Source organism: Polaromonas sp. Polasp52 (assembly GCF_059491565.1).
Map to the genome: position 1 here is coordinate 209,934 of NZ_CP168513.1, position 20,617 is coordinate 230,550.

Sequence of the window (20,617 nt, forward strand, 5' to 3'; positions counted from 1 at the left end):
GGCTGGTCGTTCATGCGGCGGCCTTCAGGCCGGCCTGGTGCAGCTCGGCCACGGCCTGCGGCAGGCGCGGGCCGAAACCGATCAGGTAGAGCGCGTCCAGCGCCACCAGCGCGCGGCGCTTGTAGGCGGGTGTGAGCTCCAGGCCGGGACGCTGCCAGAATTTTTCGAGCCCGCCAACGGCCTCGATGCCTTGCGTGGTGGTAATGATCACGTCGGGCGCGGCGGCGACCACCGCTTCGGGCGTCATGGCGCGGTAGCCGGCGAAATTGCTGGCGCTGCCGGCAGTGATCAGGGCGTTGTCCAGGCCCGCGTAGTTCAGCATCGCATGCGCGGCGGTTTTCTCGCCGGCCACCTGCGGCGAACCCGAATGCGAAAGAATAAAGATGGCGCGGGGTTTGCGGCCGCTTTTGCGGGCCACGGCGGCCAGCACCTCGGCCCATTGGGCATCGAGTTTGGCCTGCAGCGCGGCGGCCTGGGCCACGCGGGCCGTGGCCCGCCCCACCGCGGCGACCTTGCGCTGCACTTCAGCCCAGCTGTGGTCGGCCTCCACCAGTTCGACCTTGACGCCGGCGTTGCGGATCTGGTCCATCACCACATGCGGGCCGGCTTCGGTCGTGCCTATCACCGCGTCGGGTTTGAGCGAGAGCAGGCCTTCGGCCGACAGCTGGCGCATATAGCCGACCTTGGGCGTCTGCAGGGCCGCGGCCGGGTAAAGACTGGTGGTGTCGGTGCCGACCAGCTGCTTTTCAGCGCCCAGCGCGTAGACGATTTCCGTGGTCGCGCCGCTCACCGAGACGATGCGCGGCATCTTCGCCGGCACCGGCGCCTGGGCCCGCGCAGCAGTCGCAGACAGGCCGCAAACGCTGGAGACGGCGGAAACCACCGGCAGTGAAAAATACCGCAGGGCGTCGCGCCGGTGGAGTGGGGATGGAGGTGTTTTCATGGAAGCCCTTGCGTGGGGAAATGCTGCGAAAAAGCGCTGTCATGAGCCGCTCAGGCAGTTTCCTTGAGCCTGGGCAGGCGCGCCACGATGTCGCGCCAGGCCTGCAGCTCGGGAACACCGGGTTTGCGCGCGCCGAAGAACATCGCCATCAACTCGCCCGCGCCGTCGAAGACTTCCACCGAGGTGACCAGGCCTTCGGTCGTGGGCTTCTCGACAATCCAGGCGCTTTTGACCCTGTCTTCGCGCAGGTGCAGGTTAAAGCCCGCATCCAGCACGTTGATCCACTGCGCGGTGGGCGTGACCATGGGCTCGACGCGCTTGACAGGCCCGGTGTGGATCTGGATGCAGCCCGGGCTGCCGACGAACACCATGATGGGCGTGCCGTCCACGGAGGCTTCATCGAGCAGCTTGCGCACGATGCCCAGGTCGGCTTTCTGTGTGAAGCGGCCTTCGACCAGGCGGAAAGCCTGCTGGCGCTCGGCACCGGCCTTGCCGATCAGGCCGAAAAATTCGTGCGTGTCCTTCATCTGGCTCCAGCCCTGGGCCAGTGCGGCGGCATCGATGTCCGCGTCGGGCTTGGGCGCGGCCTTGGGCTCAGCGGGCGTGAAGGCATAAGCCTTGCCGGCGTCGCCGAACTGGTTGGCGACATCCCTGAAGGCTTCGCGGTCGGTCTCGGGCCGGGCGAACACCTTGTGTACGGCCACACCGTGCGCGTCAAAAAACTGCAGGCTTTCCGAGGCCGGGTTCTTGGGATCATTGGCCGGCTCGAAGACGTAAAAGCCGGCATGCCAGCGGCTGAAGAAAATGCGCAGGTCGATCTCTTCGCCCAACGCCAGGCCCATATGGCCCTGAGCGCTGATGTTGCGGTAGACACCGGTTTTTTCATGCACGGTGGCTTCATTGCGCGTAAGCGCCATAACCGGGCCGCACAGCTCCAGCGCCTGCAAGAGTTCGACCCAGGGGCCTTTGAGCGGCGTAGCCTTGAGCGCGAGGTCGTGCGTACCCGCGTGGGCGGCCACAGCCTGGCCTTCGGTAATGCCAAGGCTCTCGGCGGCATCCTTGGCACGCATGCCGCTGCTGCGCACGGCGGCAAAGCGCTCGCGCAGCGCGGCAGGGTTCAGGGGAGCAGTGCCGGCATCGGCCTGGCTTGCGGCGTCGGACCGCGTCGGGGTTTGAAGGACTGCGCTCATTGAAGGGTCTCCGGGGTTGTGTGCCAAAGCACGCGATGGGTATCAGAAGGGTCCGCAGGTGAAAGCCCCTGCTGTGGCTGGTCGGGGCCCTGCTGCAACAGGCGCACCCACAGGGGATGCAGGTTGGCGGCAATGGCCCTGAAATTCGGCGGCGCGCCGGCGTGGCGCGACAGCATGAGGAGGTTGTCGGTGATCTTTTGGGCCAGCAAGGCGCGCTGCCCTTCGCAGCAGGCCTGGGCATGGCCGGTCATCAACGCCAGCGTCCCGGCCAGCAGGGCTTGCGCCGGGGGCAAGCCCTGCACGTCGGCTGCAGCGGTGTCGCCGTCGTTGGCACCATGGTCGGGAGACTGGCTCATGCGCTTTCCTTCTGGCTTGAAAAAGGTGCAGGTCGGTATCAGAAATCGGCGACCAGCGAGACGGTGAAGTACCTGCCAGGCTGGCTGTAGGCGTCGCGGAAGGAGGAGTTGGCCGCCACACCGCGGACGTCCGACCAGTTCCAGTACTTCTTGTTCGTCAGGTTGATCAGGCCGGCGTTCAGGCGCAGGGTTTTGCTGAAACGCCACTGGCCGGTCAGGTCCAGCGTGGTCGCGGACGGCACGGCGAACTGGGTGGTCGCCACCGGCACCGCGGGCGGCGAGGCGGCAATGGTCTGCGCGCTGATGTCGTCGAACTTCTTGGCCGAATGGTGGTTCGCGTCCAGGCGCACATCCCATGTCGCGGTCTCGTACTTCAGGCCGACGCTGAGTTTGGCCGGATCTATGGTGTCCAGCGGTTTGCCGGTGTTCTTCACGGTGCCACGGGTGTAGCCGTAGGAGAATGGCGTGCTGAGCTTGCCCTCACCGAACTTGCCCCAGCTCATGTCGCCCTTGATCTCAAAACCGCTGATGGTCGCGTTGTCGATGTTGATCGACTGGATCACAGCGGGGTTGGCGGGGTTGCCGAAGGCGCCGCTCACGATGGCGCCGTCCTGGATCAGGTCTTTGAAGCGGCCGTAAAACACGGCAGTGTCGAAGCTAAGTTGCTCCAGCCGCGCGCGAACGCCGAATTCGATGTTGCGGCTCTTCTCAGGCTTGAGGTTGGGATTGGGCACGGTGCGGTAGCCGCCGGCCAGGTTCTGGAAGAAGCCGTTGACCTGCCCCGCATTGGGCGCGCGGAAACCGCTGGCGTAGTTGCCGAAGAAGCTCCACTGCGGCGTAGCGCGGTAAATGACGCCGACCTTGGGTGATACGGCCGAGCCCGACATCGACACCGCGGGCACCGGGAAGGCGGCCTGCGCCGCGTCTATCTTGAAGCTGTCGGCACGCAGGCCCGGCGTCACGCTCCAGTCGCCCAGGATGAATTCATCCTGCACGTAGACGGCGGTGGCGGTTTCCGTGGTGTCGGGGAAACGCTTGAGCGGGAAGCTTTCACCAGCGGGCGGCACCAGGCCAGTCTGCAGGTTTTCGATTTTTGCGCTGGTGTGGTCCAGGCCGTAGGTGATCTTCTGAGCTGAGTTGGCACCCATGCGCAGGGTCTTGTCAGCCTGGATGCTGGCCTGCAGCGTGCGTTCGCTGTAGGTCGTGTCGCGCACGCGCTCCTGCGGCAGTGCCGTGCGCCGCTCGTAGGTGTAGTCGCTGGACTTCGCATCCTGGTAGCTGAGCACGGTCTGGATGTTGTCGGCCAGCGTGCTACCCACCTTGTATCTGGCGTCCCAGGTCAGCCGGTCGCGGTCCATCTTGCCGGTCGAATAGGAATCCAGCACCGTGGTCGAGCGCGCAGTCAGCAGGTTGTAGTCGCTCTTTTTGTCGACGTGCTCGAAGGTGATCACGTGTTTTTGCGAAGCGGTCGGCGTCAGCACGACTTTGCCCAGCAGGGAGTTGGTCTTGTCGCTTTGCGGATTGGGTGCCGTGCGGGTGAAGCCGGTGCCGCTGTTGTCGCCGCGGTTTTCCAGTTCCTTGCCGCTGCTGGTGGCCACATTCAGCTGCCAGGCCAGCATCTCGTTGACACGGCCGGCAACCGTGCCGCTGACGGCGCTCTCGTTGTTGTCGCCGCTGTAGCTGATGGACGCGCGGCCGCCCAGCGACTTGCCGTCCTTCAGGTAGTCGTCCGGCTCGTAGGTAATGAAGTTGACCAGGCCGGCAATGCCGTCGGAGCCATACAGCGCGGAAGCCGGACCCTTGACGATTTCGATGCGCTTGATGAGGTCTATGGAGACGCTGTCGCGCCCGAAGGAGTTGGGGCTGAAGGCATAGCTGCGCGGAATGCGTATGCCGTCCACCATCATCAGCACGCGGTTACCGTCGAGGCCGCGGATATTGAAGCCGGCATTACCCTCGCGGCCGGTATCGCCTTGCGCCAGGCCGAAACGCGCCGGCGCGCGGCGCACGGAGACGTTGGGAATATTCTTGGCCGCATCGCGGATGTCCCTGATCTGCCCCTGCTCGATGTCGGCGGCATTGATCACGTCTATGGTTTGCGGGATGTCGTCAACCGACTGCTCGCCGCGCGAACCGCTGACGACGACTTCTTTCAGGGCGGCGACTTGCACCGCGGCTGGTGCAGCCGTTTGCGCCTGCGCGGCAAAGCCGGCGCCACAGGCCAAGGCGGTCAACAGGGAGATTTCGCGCAGCGCGAAGCGGGAGGATGGATGGATGGAAGTCATGCAAGCCCAAAGTAAGAGGTTTGGAGGGCTTGCTGCGGCAACGCGAATGAGCCTGTCGGCTCCCGGTCACTTGTGGCTGGCTCTGGAGAGACCGAAGTATATGCGAATTATTCTCATTCGCAACATTTGGATGCAAAAAAAACGGGGAAACATTTGTCCTGGTGCGTCTCCCACTCTGTGTGGGTCACCATGAAGTCACAAGGAGCGACAAGGATAGTGGCCGGACAGGCTGCATCGCGCCTATCCACTCAATAGTCAATGTCAATCGTTTGTTAGCAATTAAAAGCTATATACTATCGATTCGCCGGCAAGTTTTAGCCTTTTTTCATCACCTATAGGAATCCAACTAGATGTCCCTGATCAATACCCAAGTCCAGCCCTTCAAAACCCAAGCCTTCCTCAATGGCAAGTTCATCGACGTTTCCGACGAATCGCTGAAGGACAAATGGTCGGTCCTGATCTTCATGCCGGCTGCATTCACTTTCAACTGCCCCACGGAAGTCGAAGATGCCGCCGACAACTACGCCGAATTCCAGAAGGCCGGTGCAGAGGTCTACATCGTGACCACCGACACCCATTTCTCGCACAAGGTCTGGCACGAAACCTCCCCCGCCGTCGGCAAGGCCAAATTCCCGCTGGTGGGCGACCCGACCCACACGCTGACCAAGGCCTTTGACGTGTTCATTCCCGAAGAAGGCCTGGCACTGCGCGGCACCTTCGTGATCAACCCCGAAGGCGTCATCAAGACCGCCGAAGTGCACTCCAACGAGATCGCACGCGACGTCAAGGAAACCCTGCGCAAGCTGAAGGCAGCCCAATACACGGCAGCCCACCCCGGCCAGGTTTGCCCCGCGAAGTGGAACGAAGGCGCCAAGACCATCGCCCCGTCCATCGACCTGGTCGGCAAGATCTAAGCGCCCTGCTGCCCTCCTGACAAGGCCCGGGGGCCCGGCACATGTGTGCCGTCCCGGGCTTTTTTGTTCCCTTTTGATCCCGTTTTGCCATTGAAAGTGAGTCCCCCATGCTCGACGACGCCACCAAAGCCCAACTGAAAAGCTACCTCGAACGCGCCACGCAACCGATTGAAATCGTTGCCTCGCTCGACGACAGCGAGGCCTCCGGCGAAGTGCTGTCGCTGCTCAAGGACGTTGCCGAAGCCTCGCCGCTGGTCAAGCTGACGGAAAGCCGCGACGACAATCACCGCAAGCCCTCGTTTTCCATCAACCGCCCGAGCGAAAACCACGGCCCGCGTTTTGCCGGCCTGCCCATGGGCCATGAATTCACCTCGCTGATCCTGGCCTTGCTGCAGGTCGGCGGCTACCCGCCCAAGGTCGAGCAAGCCGTGCTGGAACAAATCCGCGCGCTCGATGGCGATTTCGACTTCGAGGTTTATGTCTCGCTGACCTGCCACAACTGCCCCGACGTGGTCCAGGCGCTGAACCTGATGGCGGTGCAGAACCCGCGCATCAAGACCACGATGATCGAGGGCGGCACCTTCCAGGACGAAGTGAAGGAGCGCGAGATCATGGGCGTGCCCACGGTCTTCCTCAACGGCACCATGTTCGGAAACGGCCGCATGAGCCTGGAAGAAATCCTCGCCAAGATTGACACCAGCGGCGTGGAACGTGAAGCCAAGATCATCGACAAAAAGGAAGCTTTTGATGTACTGATCGTCGGCGGCGGCCCGGCCGGTGCCGCGGCGGCCGTGTACGCCGCGCGTAAGGGGATTCGCACCGGCGTGGCCTCGGAGCGCTTCGGCGGCCAGGTGCTGGACACCATGGGCATCGAGAACTTCATTTCCATCAAGGAAACCGAAGGGCCCAAATTCGCCCATGCGCTGGAAGAGCACGTGCGCAATTACGACGTGGACATCATGAACCTGCAGCGCGCCAAGGCCTTGATCCCGAACAGCGGGCCGGACAAAAACCTGATCGAAGTCCAGCTTGAGAACGGCGCTTCGCTCAGGAGCAAGTCCATCGTGATTTCAACCGGCGCGCGCTGGCGCAACATCAACGTGCCCGGCGAGCACGAGTTCAAGAACAAGGGCGTGGCCTACTGCCCGCACTGCGACGGCCCGCTGTTCAAGGGCAAACGCGTGGCGGTCATAGGCGGCGGCAACTCGGGCGTCGAGGCGGCCATCGACCTGGCCGGCATCGTCGGCCACGTCACGCTGATCGAATACGACACCGCGCTGCGCGCCGATGCCGTGCTGCAACGCAAGTTGAACAGCCTGGCGAACGTCACGGTGATCACCAACGCGCAGACCACCGAAATCACCGGCGACCAGAAGGTCAACGGCCTGGTCTACAAGGATCGCGCCGGCGGCGAGCTGAAAACCGTGGCGCTCGAAGGCGTGTTCATCCAGATCGGCCTCGTGCCCAACACCGACTGGCTCAAGGGAACGGTCGAGCTGTCGAAACACGGCGAAATCATCGTCGACGCCAAGGGCCAGACCTCGGTGCCCGGCGTGTTCGCGGCCGGCGACGTGACGACGGTGCCCTTCAAGCAGATCATCATCGCGGCCGGTGAAGGCGCGAAGGCCGCCCTCAGCGCCTTCGACTACCTGATCCGCAGCCCCATCGCCGCGCAATAAGCTCGCGATCCAGTGAACGTTGAACGCAAAAAGCCGCCCCGACCGGGGCGGCTTTTTTTCTGCGGCTAGCGAGGAAAATTCGGCAAAGACCGCACGGGCTCTAGCGTCTTTCAAATGAGAATTACTCTCATCGATGATATAGTTCGCTGCCTCATCTTCCGCTAGCCAGACATCCCAGCAGCCTCTCGCGCTGCCAGGCGCAGCAAGCCAACAACCTGCCCACGCGGCCCCTGAATTTCCGCCACCCACCGTGGCGCATCGGGCCGCCGTGCGCACGCCAGTTTCCTGGCGTTCCTCCCGGAGTTCTGACTTGCCCAGCTTGCACCTGCCGCGCGCCACACGCCGCCTGGCTCCGTTCACCGTTCTTTCGCTGGCCGCCGCGCTCCAGGGCGCTTATGCCCAGGCCCCTGCCGAAACCACCCTGCGCGAAGTGCAGGTGAGCGCCGAGCCCGAAAAAGAAACCGCCACCGGCCCGGTGACAGGCTATCGCGCCAAAAGAGCCTCCACCGCCACCAAAACCGACACGCTGCTGTCCGAAACGCCGCAAGCCGTCACCGTGGTGACCAGCCAGCAGATCAGCGACCAGGGCGCCAACAACCTGCAGGATGCGCTGGGCTACGCCGCCGGCGTGCGCTCCGATGCTTACGGGCTGGACTCGCGTACCGACTCGGTGCGGGTGCGCGGCAGCAACCCCGACAACTACCTCAACGGCCTGCGCGAGGCCTACGGTTACTACACCAGCCGCACCCGGGCCGATCCCTACACGCTGGAGCGGCTGGAAGTGCTGCGTGGCCCCTCGGGCATGCTGTTCGGCGCGGGCACCGCCGCCGGCGTGATCAATATGGTCAGCAAAAGGCCGCTAGCCGAAGCCCAGCACGAAGTGGCTGTGCAATACGGCAGCTATGGCCGCAAACAACTCCAGCTAGACCTGACCGGCCCGCTCACGCAGGACGGTGAGTGGCTGTACCGGCTGGTCGCGCTCAAGCGCTCATCGGGCACACAGGTGGACTACGTGCCGGACGACCGCAGCCTGCTCTCACCCTCGCTGACCTGGCGACCCAGCGCCGCCACCTCATTAACCCTGCAGGCGCTGTGGCAGAAAGACAAGAGCGGCTCGACTTCGCAATTCTTCCCGTGGGAGGGCACGCTGCTGCCCAACCCCAACGGCCGCCTGCCGACCAGCCGTTTCATCGGGGAGCCCGGCGACTACTACAACTCCGAGCGCAAGACTTTCGGCTGGCTGTTCGAGCACAAGTTCAACGACAACTGGACAGTGCGCCAGAACTTCCGCGTCTCGCGCAACGAGAACGACAACCGCTACCACTATGGCGACTTCTTCACGGCCCCGGGCAGTTGGGGATCGGACCCGGTGGCCAAGCGGCGGCTGGGACGCATCAACGACAGTTCGCTGACACGCAACCGCATCACTGCGCTCGACAACCACGTCGAAGGCCATTTCAACACCGGTGCCCTGCAGCACACGCTGTTGTTCGGTGCGGATTTCGCGCGCCACCGCGAGAACGTCTGGTCGGGCGCGACGGTCAGCGACATAGATGCCTATGCGCCGGTCTACGGCAACCTGCTGGTTCCGGACCGTACGGCGTTGCCGCGCACCACCCAGCGCCAGACTGGTTTGTATATGCAGGACCAGATGAAGTGGGACCACTGGATCGTCACCGCGGGCCTGCGCCATGACAAGGCCGTCGCGGGCGCCGACGGCAGCCCCGAGGAAGAAAGCAAGGCCACGACCAAGCGCCTGGGCCTGATGTACGCCTTCCCCTCGGGCTGGTCGCCTTATGTAAGTTACAGCGAATCGTTCACACCACAAGCAGCCATCAAAGGCCAGGTATTCAAGCCGCTACGCGGCGAGCAATGGGAGCTGGGCCTGAAATACGAGCCGGCGGGCCGGGCGCTGGCTTTCAGCGCGGCGCTCTACGACCTGCGCGAGAAAAACCAGATCGCCTCGCCGCTGCCCGACACCTATACCCAGGTCGGCGCCACCCGCACCCAAGGACTGGAGCTGGAGCTCAAGGGCCCCGTCACCCCGAACCTGGAACTGGTCGCGCACTACAACTACACCGAACTGGACAAGCAGCTCGAGGGCCTGCCCAAGCACCAGGCAAGCGCCTGGGCCAAATACCGGTTCTCCATCGCCGGCGTGAACGGCTTCTCGGCCGGCGCCGGCGTCCGCTGGATGGGCTCCTTCAACGACCAACAGGGCGGCGGCAACGGCCCGCACATCCCCAGCGTCGCCTTGCTGGACCTGATGTTCGCCTACGACACCGGGCAGTGGCGCTACGCCGTCAACATCAACAACGCGACCGACAAGACCTATTTCAGCACCTGCCTGGCGCGCGGTGACTGCTGGTATGGCGCACGGCGCAACCTGGTGGCCAGCGCCACCTACCGTTTCTAGGCACGAAGGAGCACCATGATGAACAGCCGCAAGGTCAAAACCTGGACCTGGATCCACAAGTGGAGCAGCCTGGTCTGCACGGTCTTTATGCTGCTGCTGTGCCTGACTGGGCTACCCCTGATCTTTCACCATGAGATCGGCCACCTGCTGGGCACCGAAGTGGAAGCGCCCGACCTGCCCAAGGACACGCCGCGTGCCAGCCTGGACAAGGTGATGCAGGTGGCGCAGGCCTTGCATCCAGGCAAAGTGCCCATGTTCGCCTCGCATGAGATCGACGACGACCGCTTCTGGTACGTCACGCTGGGTGACACGCCGACCTCCGAGGTCGGCAACAAAACCGTCGCCGTCGATGCGCGCAGCGCCGCGGTGCTGGCGCAGCCGAAGTTTGACGAAGGTTTTATGTACGTCATGTTCAAGCTGCACGTGGACCTGTTCGCCGGGCTGCCCGGCAAGCTGTTCCTGGGCTTGATGGGCCTCTTGCTGCTGCTGGCGATTGTGTCAGGCGTGGTGCTGTATGCGCCCTTTATGCGCAAGCTGGACTTCGGCGCCGTGCGGCAAAGCCGGCCGCGCGCCAGGTGGCTGGACCTGCACAACCTGCTGGGCATCGTGACCTTGGTGTGGGCCTTCACCGTGGGCGCCACCGGGATGATCAACACCTGGGCCGACCTGGTGATCAAATACTGGCAGTACGACCAGCTCAGCGCACTGCTGGCGCCTTACCAGGGGCAAAAGCCGCCGGCTCGCCTGGCCTCGGTGCAGCAGGCGGCATCGTCGGCCACCGCGCTCGCGCCCGACATGAAGATGGCATTCATTGCCTTTCCGGGCACGACGTTTTCCAACCCACACCATTACACAGTGTTCCTGCGCGGCAACGAGCCTTTCAATTCACGCCTGCTCAAGCCGGTGCTGGTGGATGCGGGTACCAACGCGCTCACCGCCAGCCCGCCGCTGCCCTGGTACCTCACGGCGCTGCTGGTATCGCAGCCGCTGCACTTCGGTGACTACGGCGGCATGCCCATGCAAATCCTCTGGGCGCTGCTGGACATCGCCACCATCGTCGTGCTGGGCAGCGGCCTCTACCTGTGGGTCAAGCGCCGCAACCCGGCGCTGGCGAAGCCGGCCACAACCACACATGCGCCGGATCCGCGCACCCTCGCCCGCAAGGCACCGGGCGGTGCAGCATGAGCACGGCGGCAAACTCCTTCTGGCGCCTTTGGCGCTGGCCGCTGGTGCTGGGCCTGCTCAGCACCAGCGGCTTGCTGAGCGCGCTGGTCTCCGACGGCTGGGGCGACTGGTGGGCCTGGTTAAGCCTGGGCCTGCCGGTGGCCGTGATGGCCTGGTGCGCATGGATGCCCCGCAAGCCGGCAGGGCCCTGAGCAACAGTGAGACCTTGGCGCCGGCATGGCGTCGCACCGGTCGCGAACGACAGCTTCGCGCAAGCGATAAAATACGGCGCTGCTCACGCACGATCTGAAGGCTGAACTGAAGGAGTGCGCGGCGGGCCTCCTGCCCTCTTGCATTGCCCAAACTACTTTTCGTTCTTTCCTTCTTTCTTTTTCTCATGAGCGCCTTTAACACCGAACGCATTATTTCCGTCCACCACTGGACCGATACGCTCTTCAGCTTCACCGCCACGCGCGACCCCGGCTTTCGTTTCGTCAACGGCCAGTTCACCATGATCGGCCTGCCTGTCGACGGCAAGCCATTGATGCGCGCCTACAGCGTGGCCAGCGCCAACCATGAAGATCAGCTGGAGTTTTTCAGCATCAAGGTAGCCAACGGCCCGCTGACCTCGCGGCTGCAGCACTTGAAGCCCGGCGACGACATCCTGGTGGGCCGCAAGCCTACCGGTACGCTGCTGCTGCAAAACCTGTTGCCCGGCAAGACGCTGTGGCTGCTGGCGACCGGCACCGGCCTGGCGCCCTTCCTCTCACTGATCAAGGACCCCGACACCTATGAGCGCTTTGAGCGCGTGGTGCTGGTGCACGGCTGCCGCACCAGCGCCGAGCTGGCCTACCGCGGGCTGATCGAGCATGAGTTGCACGAGCATGAGTTCCTGGGTGAACTTGTGCGCGGCCGGCTGATGTATTACCCGACTGTGACGCGCGAGCGCTTTCGCAACGAGGGCCGCATCACCGAGCTCATGCAGTCGGGCAAGATCTACAGCGACCTCGGCTTGCCGGCGATCTCGGCGGAAAACGACCGCCTGATGCTGTGCGGCAGCCCCGACATGCTGCGCGACATCAAGGCCATGCTGGAAGCCCAGGGCCTGGAAGAAGGCAATATGCAGCACGCCGGCCACTTCGTGGTGGAGCGCGCCTTCGCCGAGCGCTGAGCATCGCCCACGACACAATACGAACAGTTCTCACAATCAAACGCAAGCAGACCGCGCCAGCAGGGGGAATGCTTGAGTTGCGAGCTGCGGCCAGTGACAATGGGCGATCCGAACTACAACGATAAGGAATTCCCATGAAAGGCGACGCAAAAGTCATCGCTCATCTGCAGGCGCAGCTCAAAAATGAACTGACGGCCATCAACCAGTACTTTCTGCATTACCGCATGTACAAGCACTGGGGCCTGGACAAGCTGGCCAAGAAGGAATACGAGGAGTCCATCGGCGAAATGAAACACGCCGACAAGCTGATGGACCGTATCTTCATGCTCGACGGTCTGCCCAACCTGCAGGACCTGGGCAAGCTGCTGATCGGCGAGGACGTGCTGGAGGCGCTGAACTGCGACCTGAAAGCCGAAACCGGCGCGCAGGCAACCATCAAGGACGGCATCGCTCACTGCGAAAGCGTGCGCGACTATGTCTCGCGCGATTTGCTGCAGGAAATCCTGGACGACACCGAAGAGCACATCGATTTCCTGGAAACCCAGATCGAGCTGGTCGCCAAGGTCGGCGTACAGAACTATCTGCAAAGCCAGATGGGCGAAATCAGCTAAGCCCTTGCGGCAGTCTCGCACCTTCGGTGCAGCTCAAAAAATACGGGGCCTGTGGGCCCCGTTGTTGTTTCGACAGCTTTTGCCGCCCCTCTCATTTCGTGCGTGTTCCCCGCCTTGAAATGGACTTTGGTTCCCTCGGTTTCGCATTTTTGCGACAAAAACAAGCCTTGCGGGACCCGGTTCTTCAGCATTTAGAAACAAGATATTACGAATCATTATCATTTGGGATAAACTTCAAGCGATCTTTTCGAGCCAGCCAACTCGCGTCCCTTTTCGGTGATTTCGAGCCAGCCAAGCTTTTTCCTGAACCCGGTCCGCCTGCACAGGCCGGACCCTGCTTGGAGGCCATCTTGGCACACCCGTCCGCTCGCGCCGCAAAAACTGCGCGCAATAAAAAAATCCGCAACGCCGGTACCAACAGCTTCGCCCCTCTCGCCGCACCTGCGGTTTCTGGCCCCTCTTCCGACAAAGCCCTGCTGCCGCTGGGCGCGCTGATGCTGGCTGTCTCGGTGTCCGGATGGGCGCAAAGCGCCGCCCCGGCACCCGCCGCCGCAAGCACCACGACTTCCACGCAGGCCGAGGGCAAAACCCTGGCGCCCGTCACGGTCACAGGCACGCGCGACCGCGAGAACCAAACCTACCAGAGCGGCATCACCAGCGTCGGCAAGATGCCCGTGGCGGCCAAGGACATTCCCCAGTCGCTGACGGTTGTCAATGAAAAGCTGATGCACGACCAGGGCAAGGACAGCTTCAAGAGCGCCCTGGAAAACGTCATCGGCATCACGTTTGAAGCCGGCGAAGGCGGCCGCGTCGGCGACAACATCCGCCTGCGCGGCTTCAGCGCAGCGGGCGACATTTACCTGGACGGCATGCGCGACATCGCGCAGTACAACCGCGACAACTTCAACACCGAGCGCGTGGAAGTCCTGCGCGGCGCGGCCTCCATGCTGTTCGGCCGCGGTTCCACCGGCGGCGTGATCAACCAAGTCAGCAAGCAGGCGCGCCTGATCACCGAACACGAGGTGAACGCCACCGTCGGCACCAAGGGCTACCAACGCTACCAGGGCGACTTCAATTTCAAGCTGGACGACGATGCGGCCTTTCGCATCAACGCCATGGCCACCGACGGCGACGGCCGCGGTGAAAACGCCAGCGCTTCCACCCACCGCCGCGGCCTGGCGCTGGACTACCGCTTCGGCATCGGCACGGCCAACGAATTTGAAATCAGTTACTACCACCTGCACTACAACGACAAGCCCGACTGGGGTTTTGCGTGGTTCAACGACCGTCCGGCGCCCGGCCCCACCAACAAATACTGGTACGGCCTGAACACCGACTTCCAGAACGACAAGGCCGACGCCGTCACCTTGAGCCACACCCACCGCTGGGCCGACGGCAGCAGCCTGAAAACCACCGTGCGCGACGGCTACTATTCGCGCACGCTGCGCGCCACGCAGGCCAGCTTTGCCGCGGGCACCACGCTGGCCAACCTGAACGCCAACACGGTGGTGAGCCGTGGCGCCAGCGGTGCCGGCAATGCCAAGGCGGGCAATGAGCACCACACCTTCCTGCAAACCGACTACCTCACCACCACCCAGTGGTTCGGCCGCAAGAACAGCTTGCTGATAGGCGCCGAATACGCGGTGGAAAACTCCGACCGCTCCAGCTACCCCTTCCTCGCGGTGGCGGCAGGCGGCCCCGCCAAGCCCTCCACCGTCGTCGGCAACCCCATCAGCAACGGCATAGGCGGCAATCTCACGCAGAGACTGGAAACGCAATTCAAGGCCACGACGTTGGGCCTGTACATGCAGGACACGATCGACCTCGCGCCTTACTGGAAACTGGTCGCAGGCCTTCGCATTGACAACTTCAAGGCCGACTACCAGCGTCCCGGCGGCACCGCGCCCAACAACACACCACTTGGCCGGTCTGACAGCCTGCTCAGCAAGCGCCTGGGCGTGATGTACCAACCGACTGACGAGGTCAGCTATTACGCAGCTTACGGTACGTCCTTCAACACCCAGGGCGACCTGTACCAGTTCGATCCGCAATCGGCCAACACCGCCCCCGAAAGCAGCCGCAACATGGAAATCGGCGCCAAATGGGAGCTCTACGGCGGCGACCTGTCGCTGCGCGCCGCGCTGGCACGCACCGAGAAGTACAACGAGCGCAACACCGACCTGGACACCAACACCAACTCCTACCTGCTGTCCGGCAAGCGCCACACCGACGCACTCGAATTCGAGATCGCCGGCCGCATCACGCCGCAGTGGGACGTCTTTGCGGGTATTGGTTTCCTGAAGGCGAAGATCGACCAGTCCGGCTCTAACGCGGCAGGCCAGGCCGAAGTCGGCCAAAACCCCGGCCTGAGCCCAAGCCGCCAGGCCAATCTGTTCACCACCTACCGCATAGGCGACAAGTGGCGCATCGGCGGCGGCTTCACAGCCGTCAGCACCAACAAGCCGGCCAACAGCGTCACCACCTTCAACCGCGCTCCAGGCTACGTCAAGGCCGACGCGCTGGTGGAATACCGCATCAGCGAAGGCAACACCGTCAAGCTGAACATCGACAACATCTTCGACAAGGTCTACTACAACACGCTGTACCGCGGTTTCGCCGCGCCCGGCGACGCGCGCAGCGTGCGCGTGACGCTGACCAGCAAGTTCTGATTCGACGAAGAGAATTTTTTCAAAGGTCTTGGGCACCTGGGGGATACTCCGGGTGCCTTTTTTCATTTCAGCGATCTTTCCGGAGATGCCTCCATGCTGCTTCGCATTCACCAAGCCCTCCAGCCCGGCGAACTCGCGCAGGTCCGCGAGCTGATCCTGGGTGCCGACTGGGCCGACGGCCGTATCACCGCCGGCAGCCAGAGCGGCACCGTCAAGAACAACCTGCAACTGCCCGAAGAATTGCCGGCCGCCCAGCAGGCGCGCCATATCGTGTCGGTGGCCTTGGCCCGCAACCCCATGTTCGTGACCGGGGCGCTGCCCAAATCGGTCTACCCGCCGCTGTTCAACCGCTATGGCGGGGACGCCAACAACTTCGGCAACCACATCGACAATGCCGTGCGCACGCATGCGGCCACGGCGCGCCATGTGCGCACCGACATCTCCTGCACGCTGTTCCTCAGCGACCCGGCCGGCTACGACGGCGGCGAGCTGGTGGTGCAGGACACTTACGGCGAGCAGCGCATCAAATTCGATGCCGGCGACCTGGTCATGTACCCGGGCACCTCCGTGCACCGTGTGGAGCCGGTCACGCGCGGCGAACGGCTGGCCTGCTTTTTCTGGATCGAAAGCATGGTCCGCTCCGACGCCCAGCGCCGGCTTCTGTACGAGATGGACATGGCCATCACCTCGCTGCGCCAGAAAGACCTGGAACGCGCGGCCCAAGGTGCCGCCGAAAGCCCGGAGGTGGTGCGCCTGACCGGCTGCTATCACAACCTGCTCCGCATGTGGGCCGAGGTCTGAGGTCCGTCCAGGCATCGCCCCTCCCGCTAGAGGTCTTTTGGGGCCGGAGAACGCAGTCGCGCGCGCCAACCGGAAAACTACAAAATTCATAGCATCCAAGGCTTACCAGGTATCGCTTAGCGGGATTTCCGGGCTGTGCACCTGACGGTGGATGGCTTACCGGCGGCAGCCCGATACCGAAATAACACCTTCAAGATTGCAAATGCGACAGATTCGCATTTATAATCTGCACACCGATTGAATCAATCCCCAGCCAAGCTACTCCATGATTGTTTGCGTCTGCCGCCGTATCTCCGACCGCGAAATTGTCCGCCATGCCCGCGCGGGCTTGGGCTTTGACGAGATCCAGTTCGAACTCGGCGTGGCCACCCAGTGCGGCCAATGCGAAGGCTGCGCCCGTGACGTGGTGGCGCAGTGCAGCAACAGCAGCCCGACCGCCAACATCAAGCTCGCCACCCACACACAGGAAGGCAGCCCATGGAACATCTTGCAACACTCACCCCAAGCCTGATCGCGGCACTTCCCGCCAGCCTGGTCCTGGTGATAGCTTCCACGTGGTGGATCTTCCGCCGCTGATTCTGCTCAAACACCGATAGAACCGGGCCACGACACACTCGCGGTCCTTCGCCTACCCACCATTTCCCGATGACCGCCACTTTCTCCACCGCCCCGCGCCCGCCCGCGCCGCGCCAGCCCCTGAGCCGGAATGCCGTGATCGCCCTGGTCGTGGTCGGCCTGCACATAGGCTTTATCTGGGCACTGCAAAGCGGCTTGCTGATGCGCGCAGCGGAAATCGTGGTGCCCGCTGAAATCCTGACGCAATTCATAAGCCCACCAGCTCCCAAGGTGGAGCCGGTGCCGCCCACGCCGCCAACTCCATCTGTGCAAAAAAAGCCGGTGGCCAAGGCTCCCGTACAGCCAGCACCCCAACCCCTGGCCATTCCCGACCCGGCGCCCTCCCGAATGCCCCGACGGGCGTGGTCACGCCGCCGCTGCCGCCCGCGCCCGTGGCCGTCGCACCCGCAGCGCCGCCGGGGCCCCCAGTTGTGCAATTGCCTTCCAGCGACGCCGACTATCTGCAGAACCCGACGCCGATCTATCCCCCCCTGAGCAAACGCTTCGGTGAGCATGGCAAGGTGACTTACAAGGTATGGATCGGTGCCGACGGAAAGCCCCAGCGCGCCGAACTCGTTACCTCGAGCGGTTTTTCCCGCCTCGACAAGGCCGCCTACGACGCCGTCATGAGCTGGCGCTATGTGCCCGGCAAGCGAAACGGCGTTCCCGAAGCCATGCCCTTCAATGTCCCCATCAACTGGACATTAAAGGACTGAGCGAAATCTTTTTGAACCTTGGAGTATTGATTCATGAATTCCCAATTCGGCCTTGCCAACGTCTGGAGCCAGGGCGACATCGTCACCAAATCAGTGGCGGTGCTGCTGCTGGTGATGTCGCTGGCCTCGTGGATGGTCATCATCATCAAGTCGCTGGACCTCATCAAGTACAAAAAGATCGCCCGCGCGGCCGAAGACTTCTGGCATAGCGAGGACTTTGCGGCCGGCCTCACCAAGCTCGGCGGCGACCCGACCAATCCCTTCCGCCAGCTGGCCCTCGAAGGCCGCGAAGCCACCCTGCACCACCGCAATACCAAGGCGCACCTGCATGACGCCCTGGACGTGAGCGACTGGGTCACGCGCACGCTGCGCAATACCATCGACGAATTCACCGGCAAGCTGCAGTCCGGCCTGGCCATCCTGGCCTCCGTCGGCTCGACCGCGCCCTTCGTCGGCCTGTTCGGCACCGTGTGGGGCATCTACCATGCGCTGCTGTCCATAGGCGCGGCCGGCCAGGCGACCATCGACAAGGTGGCCGGCCCCATCGGCGAATCGCTGATCATGACGGCCCTGGGCCTGGCCGTGGCCATTCCCGCCGTGCTGGGCTACAACGCGCTGGTGCGCGGCAACAAGGGCGTGCTGCAAAAGCTCAACCGCTTCGCGCACGACCTGCATGCCTACTTCGTGACCGGCGCCCGCGTGAGCGCCGGGGGCCAGGCCAACGTCGTGGCCATGAAAAAGGCCTGAGCTCCATTCAAACAGCCCCCGCGACCCGCAACGCGGGGCTCCCTATTCAGCGACCGAGAAGCACCATGGCCTTTGGAACCCAAGACGACAGCGATGACGTGATGAACGAGATCAACATGACGCCCATGGTGGACATCATGCTGGTGCTGCTCATCATCTTCATCATCACGGTCCCCGTGATGAAACATTCCGTCAACATCGACCTGCCGCGCGCCTCCAACGAAGCGCAGAACATCAAGCCGGAAACGGTTCGCCTGAGCGTGGATGCCGAAGGCAGCTATTTCCTCAACGAAACCAAGATCACCGATGAACAGCTGGGCACCCAGCTCAAGGCCGCGGCGGCCCAGAACCCGCAACCCGAGCTGCACATCCGCGGCGACAAGTCGGTTCGCTACGAGCGCGTGGCCCAGGCCATGGCAGCCGCGCAGCAGGCAGGCCTGCGCAAGATCGGCTTTATCACCGAACCCAAGAACTGATCAGAGCCGATCAAGGCCCGTCCCCGCTAAACCGCACGGTGGGCCTTTTCCTTTGACACAAAAAGAAAACACTTCGCAGCCCAAACTCGCTTGACTTTTAAATGAGAATGGTTATCATTAACTCAACGAAACCCAAACAGGTTTAAACCATGTCCATCGCATTGCCCCCCTCCAACACCTTGAGCCTTCCTGCCCGCGCGCCCGTGCACACAGAGACCGCTTCGGGCGGCCAGGGCAGTCCCGCGGCTACGGTCAGCAGCACGGAAATCCTGCGCGGACAAAAAGCCGTGGAAATCAACCACAACGGCGCCACCTACCGGCTGCAAGCCACGCGCCTGGGCAAACTGATCTTGACCAAATAAAGTCGCACGCAGGTTTCAGCACAGTTTTTCATCAAAAGTTTCATCGTGGGGCGATCCGGGGCTACCAAGCTCCCAAGGTCGTTTTTAGCCAGCCATAGACTCCCCGGAGTTGTTTAGCCAGGCTTTTTTTCATGAGACTCCTGTTCAGTTCACGCCAACAAAAAAGCCGACCTGGTGGTCGGCTTTTTTTATGCCCTCGCGAACACGGTGCTTTAAAGGCCGATAGCGGCGATACCCGCGCGCGCTATCTGCGCGTCTTCACTGGACTTCACGCCACTCACGCCCACGGCGCCAATGCACTGCCCGTCTTTCACGATGGGCACGCCCCCTTCCAGCATGCCGTGGATATAAGGAGCCGACAGGAAGGACGTGCGGCCGCCGTTGATGACGTCTTCGTACACCTTGCTTTCACGGCGGCCCATGGCGGCGGTATTGGCCTTGGAGGGCGCGATGTGCGAGGAAATCGGCGGAGCACCGTCCAGGCGCTGCAGGTGCAGCAGGTGGCCGCCGTCGTCAACGATGGCGATGGTCACGGCCCAGCTGTTTTTGAGGGCTTCCGCCTCGGCGGCCGCGGCGATGGTTTTGACGTCTGCGAGTTCAAGCACTGCTTTTGATTTCATGGTCTTCAGGATTTCCGTTGATTGGCAAAGATACCGAGCATACGCAAATTCGAGGCCGTCCTTCAGACCCATTGCCGTCAAATTAGCTTATAGAACCCTTACAAAAAGTAGGGAGTGCGGACTGGAAAAACGGCAATGCACCCTAAAATAATCTTGCCCGCATTTGCTGGCGCCCTGGAGACGACTCTCATGACTGACAATGTTCAAACCCTCGACTATGGCGTTGCCACAAGCGTCGAGCAACGCAACAAGGTCCTGCGCAACACCTATTGGTTGCTGGCCCTGAGCCTGTTGCCCACCGTGCTGGGCGCCTGGCTGGGCGTGGCGACCGGCATCACCCGTTCGCTGACAGGTGGACTGGGCCTGATCGTGTTCCTGGGCGGTGCATTCGGTTTTATTTTTGCCATCGAGAAGACCAAGAACTCTGCCGCCGGTGTGCCCGTGCTGCTGGGCTTTACCTTCTTCATGGGCCTGATGCTCTCTCGCCTGATTGCCATGGTGCTGGGCTTCAGCAATGGTTCCTCGCTGGTGATGACGGCTTTTGCCGGCACGGCCGGCGTGATGTTCGTGATGGCCAGCCTGGCCACCGTCATCAAGCGCGACCTGAGCGGCATGAGCAAGTGGCTTTTTGCCGGCGCCCTGGTCATCCTGGTGGCGGCTGTCATCAACGTGTTTGTCGGCTCCACGATGCTGATGGCGGTGATCAGCACCCTGGCCATCGCGGTGTTCAGCGCCTATTTGCTGTATGACCTGAAACAGGTGATCGACGGCGGCGAAACCAACTACATCAGCGCCACCCTGGCCATTTACCTGGACCTGTTCAATATCTTCCAGAGCCTGCTGGCCCTGCTGGGGATTTTCGGCGGCGACAGCGACTAAAAA

19 protein-coding genes and 1 pseudogene are annotated in these 20,617 nt (G+C 62.8%); 15 read left to right on the forward strand and 5 right to left on the reverse strand.

Features of this window, described 5'->3' with window-relative positions; genetic code table 11:
* Window positions 1–10 precede the first annotated feature (10 nt).
* Genes ACEN9P_RS01050 through ACEN9P_RS01065 form a run of 4 tightly spaced genes read right to left on the reverse strand, consistent with a single transcriptional unit; the run spans window position 11 to window position 4,774 of the window.
* Window positions 11–943, reverse strand: a complete 933-nt coding sequence (locus tag ACEN9P_RS01050) for a heme/hemin ABC transporter substrate-binding protein (RefSeq protein WP_477661977.1) — start codon at window positions 941–943, stop codon at window positions 11–13.
* 50 nt (window positions 944–993) lie between these two features.
* On the reverse strand, window positions 994–2,133 hold the full coding sequence (locus ACEN9P_RS01055) for a hemin-degrading factor (RefSeq protein WP_495620846.1): 1,140 nt from the start codon (window positions 2,131–2,133) through the stop codon (window positions 994–996).
* Window positions 2,130–2,489, reverse strand: a complete 360-nt coding sequence (locus ACEN9P_RS01060) for a hypothetical protein (protein ID WP_477661975.1) — start codon at window positions 2,487–2,489, stop codon at window positions 2,130–2,132. Before ACEN9P_RS01060 ends, ACEN9P_RS01055 begins: the two co-directional genes overlap by 4 nt.
* A gap of 38 nt (window positions 2,490–2,527) precedes the next feature.
* Complete coding sequence (locus ACEN9P_RS01065) at window positions 2,528–4,774, reverse strand: TonB-dependent hemoglobin/transferrin/lactoferrin family receptor (protein ID WP_495620847.1); 2,247 nt, start codon at window positions 4,772–4,774, stop codon at window positions 2,528–2,530.
* Window positions 4,775–5,124: 350 nt separating this feature from the next.
* On the opposite strand from ACEN9P_RS01065, the gene ahpC reads away from it, so the two are divergent.
* From ahpC to ACEN9P_RS01135, 14 genes and pseudogenes are all read left to right on the forward strand, one after another.
* Window positions 5,125–5,688, forward strand: coding sequence for an alkyl hydroperoxide reductase subunit C (gene ahpC / locus ACEN9P_RS01070; RefSeq protein ID WP_495620848.1), 564 nt, complete (start codon window positions 5,125–5,127; stop codon window positions 5,686–5,688).
* Between the two features lie 107 nt (window positions 5,689–5,795).
* On the forward strand, window positions 5,796–7,367 hold the full coding sequence (gene ahpF, locus ACEN9P_RS01075; RefSeq protein WP_477661973.1) for an alkyl hydroperoxide reductase subunit F: 1,572 nt from the start codon (window positions 5,796–5,798) through the stop codon (window positions 7,365–7,367).
* A 319-nt stretch (window positions 7,368–7,686) separates the two neighbouring features.
* Entirely contained in the window at window positions 7,687–9,783 is a 2,097-nt protein-coding gene (locus tag ACEN9P_RS01080) for a TonB-dependent siderophore receptor (RefSeq protein WP_495622115.1), read from the forward strand.
* 18 nt (window positions 9,784–9,801) lie between these two features.
* Window positions 9,802–10,968: a PepSY-associated TM helix domain-containing protein gene (locus tag ACEN9P_RS01085; protein WP_495622116.1), complete on the forward strand. Its 1,167-nt coding sequence runs from the start codon at window positions 9,802–9,804 to the stop codon at window positions 10,966–10,968.
* The gene (locus ACEN9P_RS01090; protein ID WP_477661970.1) at window positions 10,965–11,159 is read left to right on the forward strand and encodes a hypothetical protein; all 195 of its coding nucleotides are present in this window, start codon (window positions 10,965–10,967) and stop codon (window positions 11,157–11,159) included. Before ACEN9P_RS01085 ends, ACEN9P_RS01090 begins: the two co-directional genes overlap by 4 nt.
* 185 nt (window positions 11,160–11,344) lie before the next feature.
* Window positions 11,345–12,118: a ferredoxin--NADP reductase gene (locus ACEN9P_RS01095; protein WP_477661969.1), complete on the forward strand. Its 774-nt coding sequence runs from the start codon at window positions 11,345–11,347 to the stop codon at window positions 12,116–12,118.
* Between the two features lie 134 nt (window positions 12,119–12,252).
* A complete protein-coding gene (bfr, locus tag ACEN9P_RS01100) occupies window positions 12,253–12,729 on the forward strand; it encodes a bacterioferritin (protein ID WP_477661968.1) in 477 nt (158 codons plus the stop codon).
* Between the two features lie 350 nt (window positions 12,730–13,079).
* Complete coding sequence (locus tag ACEN9P_RS01105; RefSeq protein WP_495620849.1) at window positions 13,080–15,398, forward strand: TonB-dependent receptor; 2,319 nt, start codon at window positions 13,080–13,082, stop codon at window positions 15,396–15,398.
* Between the two features lie 93 nt (window positions 15,399–15,491).
* Entirely contained in the window at window positions 15,492–16,199 is a 708-nt protein-coding gene (locus tag ACEN9P_RS01110) for a Fe2+-dependent dioxygenase (RefSeq protein WP_477661966.1), read from the forward strand.
* A gap of 265 nt (window positions 16,200–16,464) precedes the next feature.
* Window positions 16,465–16,710, forward strand: coding sequence for a (2Fe-2S)-binding protein (locus tag ACEN9P_RS01115; protein ID WP_495620850.1), 246 nt, complete (start codon window positions 16,465–16,467; stop codon window positions 16,708–16,710).
* Window positions 16,711–16,844: 134 nt separating this feature from the next.
* Window positions 16,845–17,530: pseudogene (locus ACEN9P_RS01120) on the forward strand (energy transducer TonB).
* A gap of 33 nt (window positions 17,531–17,563) precedes the next feature.
* Entirely contained in the window at window positions 17,564–18,277 is a 714-nt protein-coding gene (locus ACEN9P_RS01125; RefSeq protein ID WP_007874172.1) for a MotA/TolQ/ExbB proton channel family protein, read from the forward strand.
* A 65-nt stretch (window positions 18,278–18,342) separates the two neighbouring features.
* Window positions 18,343–18,753 (forward strand): ExbD/TolR family protein, encoded by a 411-nt coding sequence (locus ACEN9P_RS01130; RefSeq protein ID WP_007874171.1) that lies wholly within the window; start codon window positions 18,343–18,345, stop codon window positions 18,751–18,753.
* 149 nt (window positions 18,754–18,902) lie between these two features.
* The gene (locus ACEN9P_RS01135; RefSeq protein ID WP_413328263.1) at window positions 18,903–19,115 is read left to right on the forward strand and encodes a hemin uptake protein HemP; all 213 of its coding nucleotides are present in this window, start codon (window positions 18,903–18,905) and stop codon (window positions 19,113–19,115) included.
* Window positions 19,116–19,327: 212 nt separating this feature from the next.
* Here ACEN9P_RS01135 and ACEN9P_RS01140 read toward each other — a convergent pair whose 3' ends face one another.
* A complete protein-coding gene (locus ACEN9P_RS01140; RefSeq protein ID WP_477661963.1) occupies window positions 19,328–19,735 on the reverse strand; it encodes a GlcG/HbpS family heme-binding protein in 408 nt (135 codons plus the stop codon).
* 189 nt (window positions 19,736–19,924) lie between these two features.
* On the opposite strand from ACEN9P_RS01140, the gene ACEN9P_RS01145 reads away from it, so the two are divergent.
* Window positions 19,925–20,614: a Bax inhibitor-1/YccA family protein gene (locus tag ACEN9P_RS01145; RefSeq protein WP_413328260.1), complete on the forward strand. Its 690-nt coding sequence runs from the start codon at window positions 19,925–19,927 to the stop codon at window positions 20,612–20,614.
* The last annotated feature ends 3 nt before the right edge of the window (window positions 20,615–20,617 follow it).

Bases quoted from the DNA above. Each gene is read 5' to 3' on its own strand.
- ACEN9P_RS01050 (WP_477661977.1), bottom strand. From the start codon at position 943: ATGAAAACACCTCCATCCCCACTCCACCGGCGCGACGCCCTGCGGTAT.
- ACEN9P_RS01055 (WP_495620846.1), bottom strand. From the start codon at position 2,133: ATGAGCGCAGTCCTTCAAACCCCGACGCGGTCCGACGCCGCAAGCCAG.
- ACEN9P_RS01060 (WP_477661975.1), bottom strand. From the start codon at position 2,489: ATGAGCCAGTCTCCCGACCATGGTGCCAACGACGGCGACACCGCTGCA.
- ACEN9P_RS01065 (WP_495620847.1), bottom strand. From the start codon at position 4,774: ATGACTTCCATCCATCCATCCTCCCGCTTCGCGCTGCGCGAAATCTCC.
- ahpC (WP_495620848.1), top strand. From the start codon at position 5,125: ATGTCCCTGATCAATACCCAAGTCCAGCCCTTCAAAACCCAAGCCTTC.
- ahpF (WP_477661973.1), top strand. From the start codon at position 5,796: ATGCTCGACGACGCCACCAAAGCCCAACTGAAAAGCTACCTCGAACGC.
- ACEN9P_RS01085 (WP_495622116.1), top strand. From the start codon at position 9,802: ATGAACAGCCGCAAGGTCAAAACCTGGACCTGGATCCACAAGTGGAGC.
- ACEN9P_RS01090 (WP_477661970.1), top strand. From the start codon at position 10,965: ATGAGCACGGCGGCAAACTCCTTCTGGCGCCTTTGGCGCTGGCCGCTG.
- ACEN9P_RS01095 (WP_477661969.1), top strand. From the start codon at position 11,345: ATGAGCGCCTTTAACACCGAACGCATTATTTCCGTCCACCACTGGACC.
- bfr (WP_477661968.1), top strand. From the start codon at position 12,253: ATGAAAGGCGACGCAAAAGTCATCGCTCATCTGCAGGCGCAGCTCAAA.
- ACEN9P_RS01110 (WP_477661966.1), top strand. From the start codon at position 15,492: ATGCTGCTTCGCATTCACCAAGCCCTCCAGCCCGGCGAACTCGCGCAG.
- ACEN9P_RS01115 (WP_495620850.1), top strand. From the start codon at position 16,465: ATGATTGTTTGCGTCTGCCGCCGTATCTCCGACCGCGAAATTGTCCGC.
- ACEN9P_RS01125 (WP_007874172.1), top strand. From the start codon at position 17,564: ATGAATTCCCAATTCGGCCTTGCCAACGTCTGGAGCCAGGGCGACATC.
- ACEN9P_RS01130 (WP_007874171.1), top strand. From the start codon at position 18,343: ATGGCCTTTGGAACCCAAGACGACAGCGATGACGTGATGAACGAGATC.
- ACEN9P_RS01135 (WP_413328263.1), top strand. From the start codon at position 18,903: ATGTCCATCGCATTGCCCCCCTCCAACACCTTGAGCCTTCCTGCCCGC.
- ACEN9P_RS01140 (WP_477661963.1), bottom strand. From the start codon at position 19,735: ATGAAATCAAAAGCAGTGCTTGAACTCGCAGACGTCAAAACCATCGCC.
- ACEN9P_RS01145 (WP_413328260.1), top strand. From the start codon at position 19,925: ATGACTGACAATGTTCAAACCCTCGACTATGGCGTTGCCACAAGCGTC.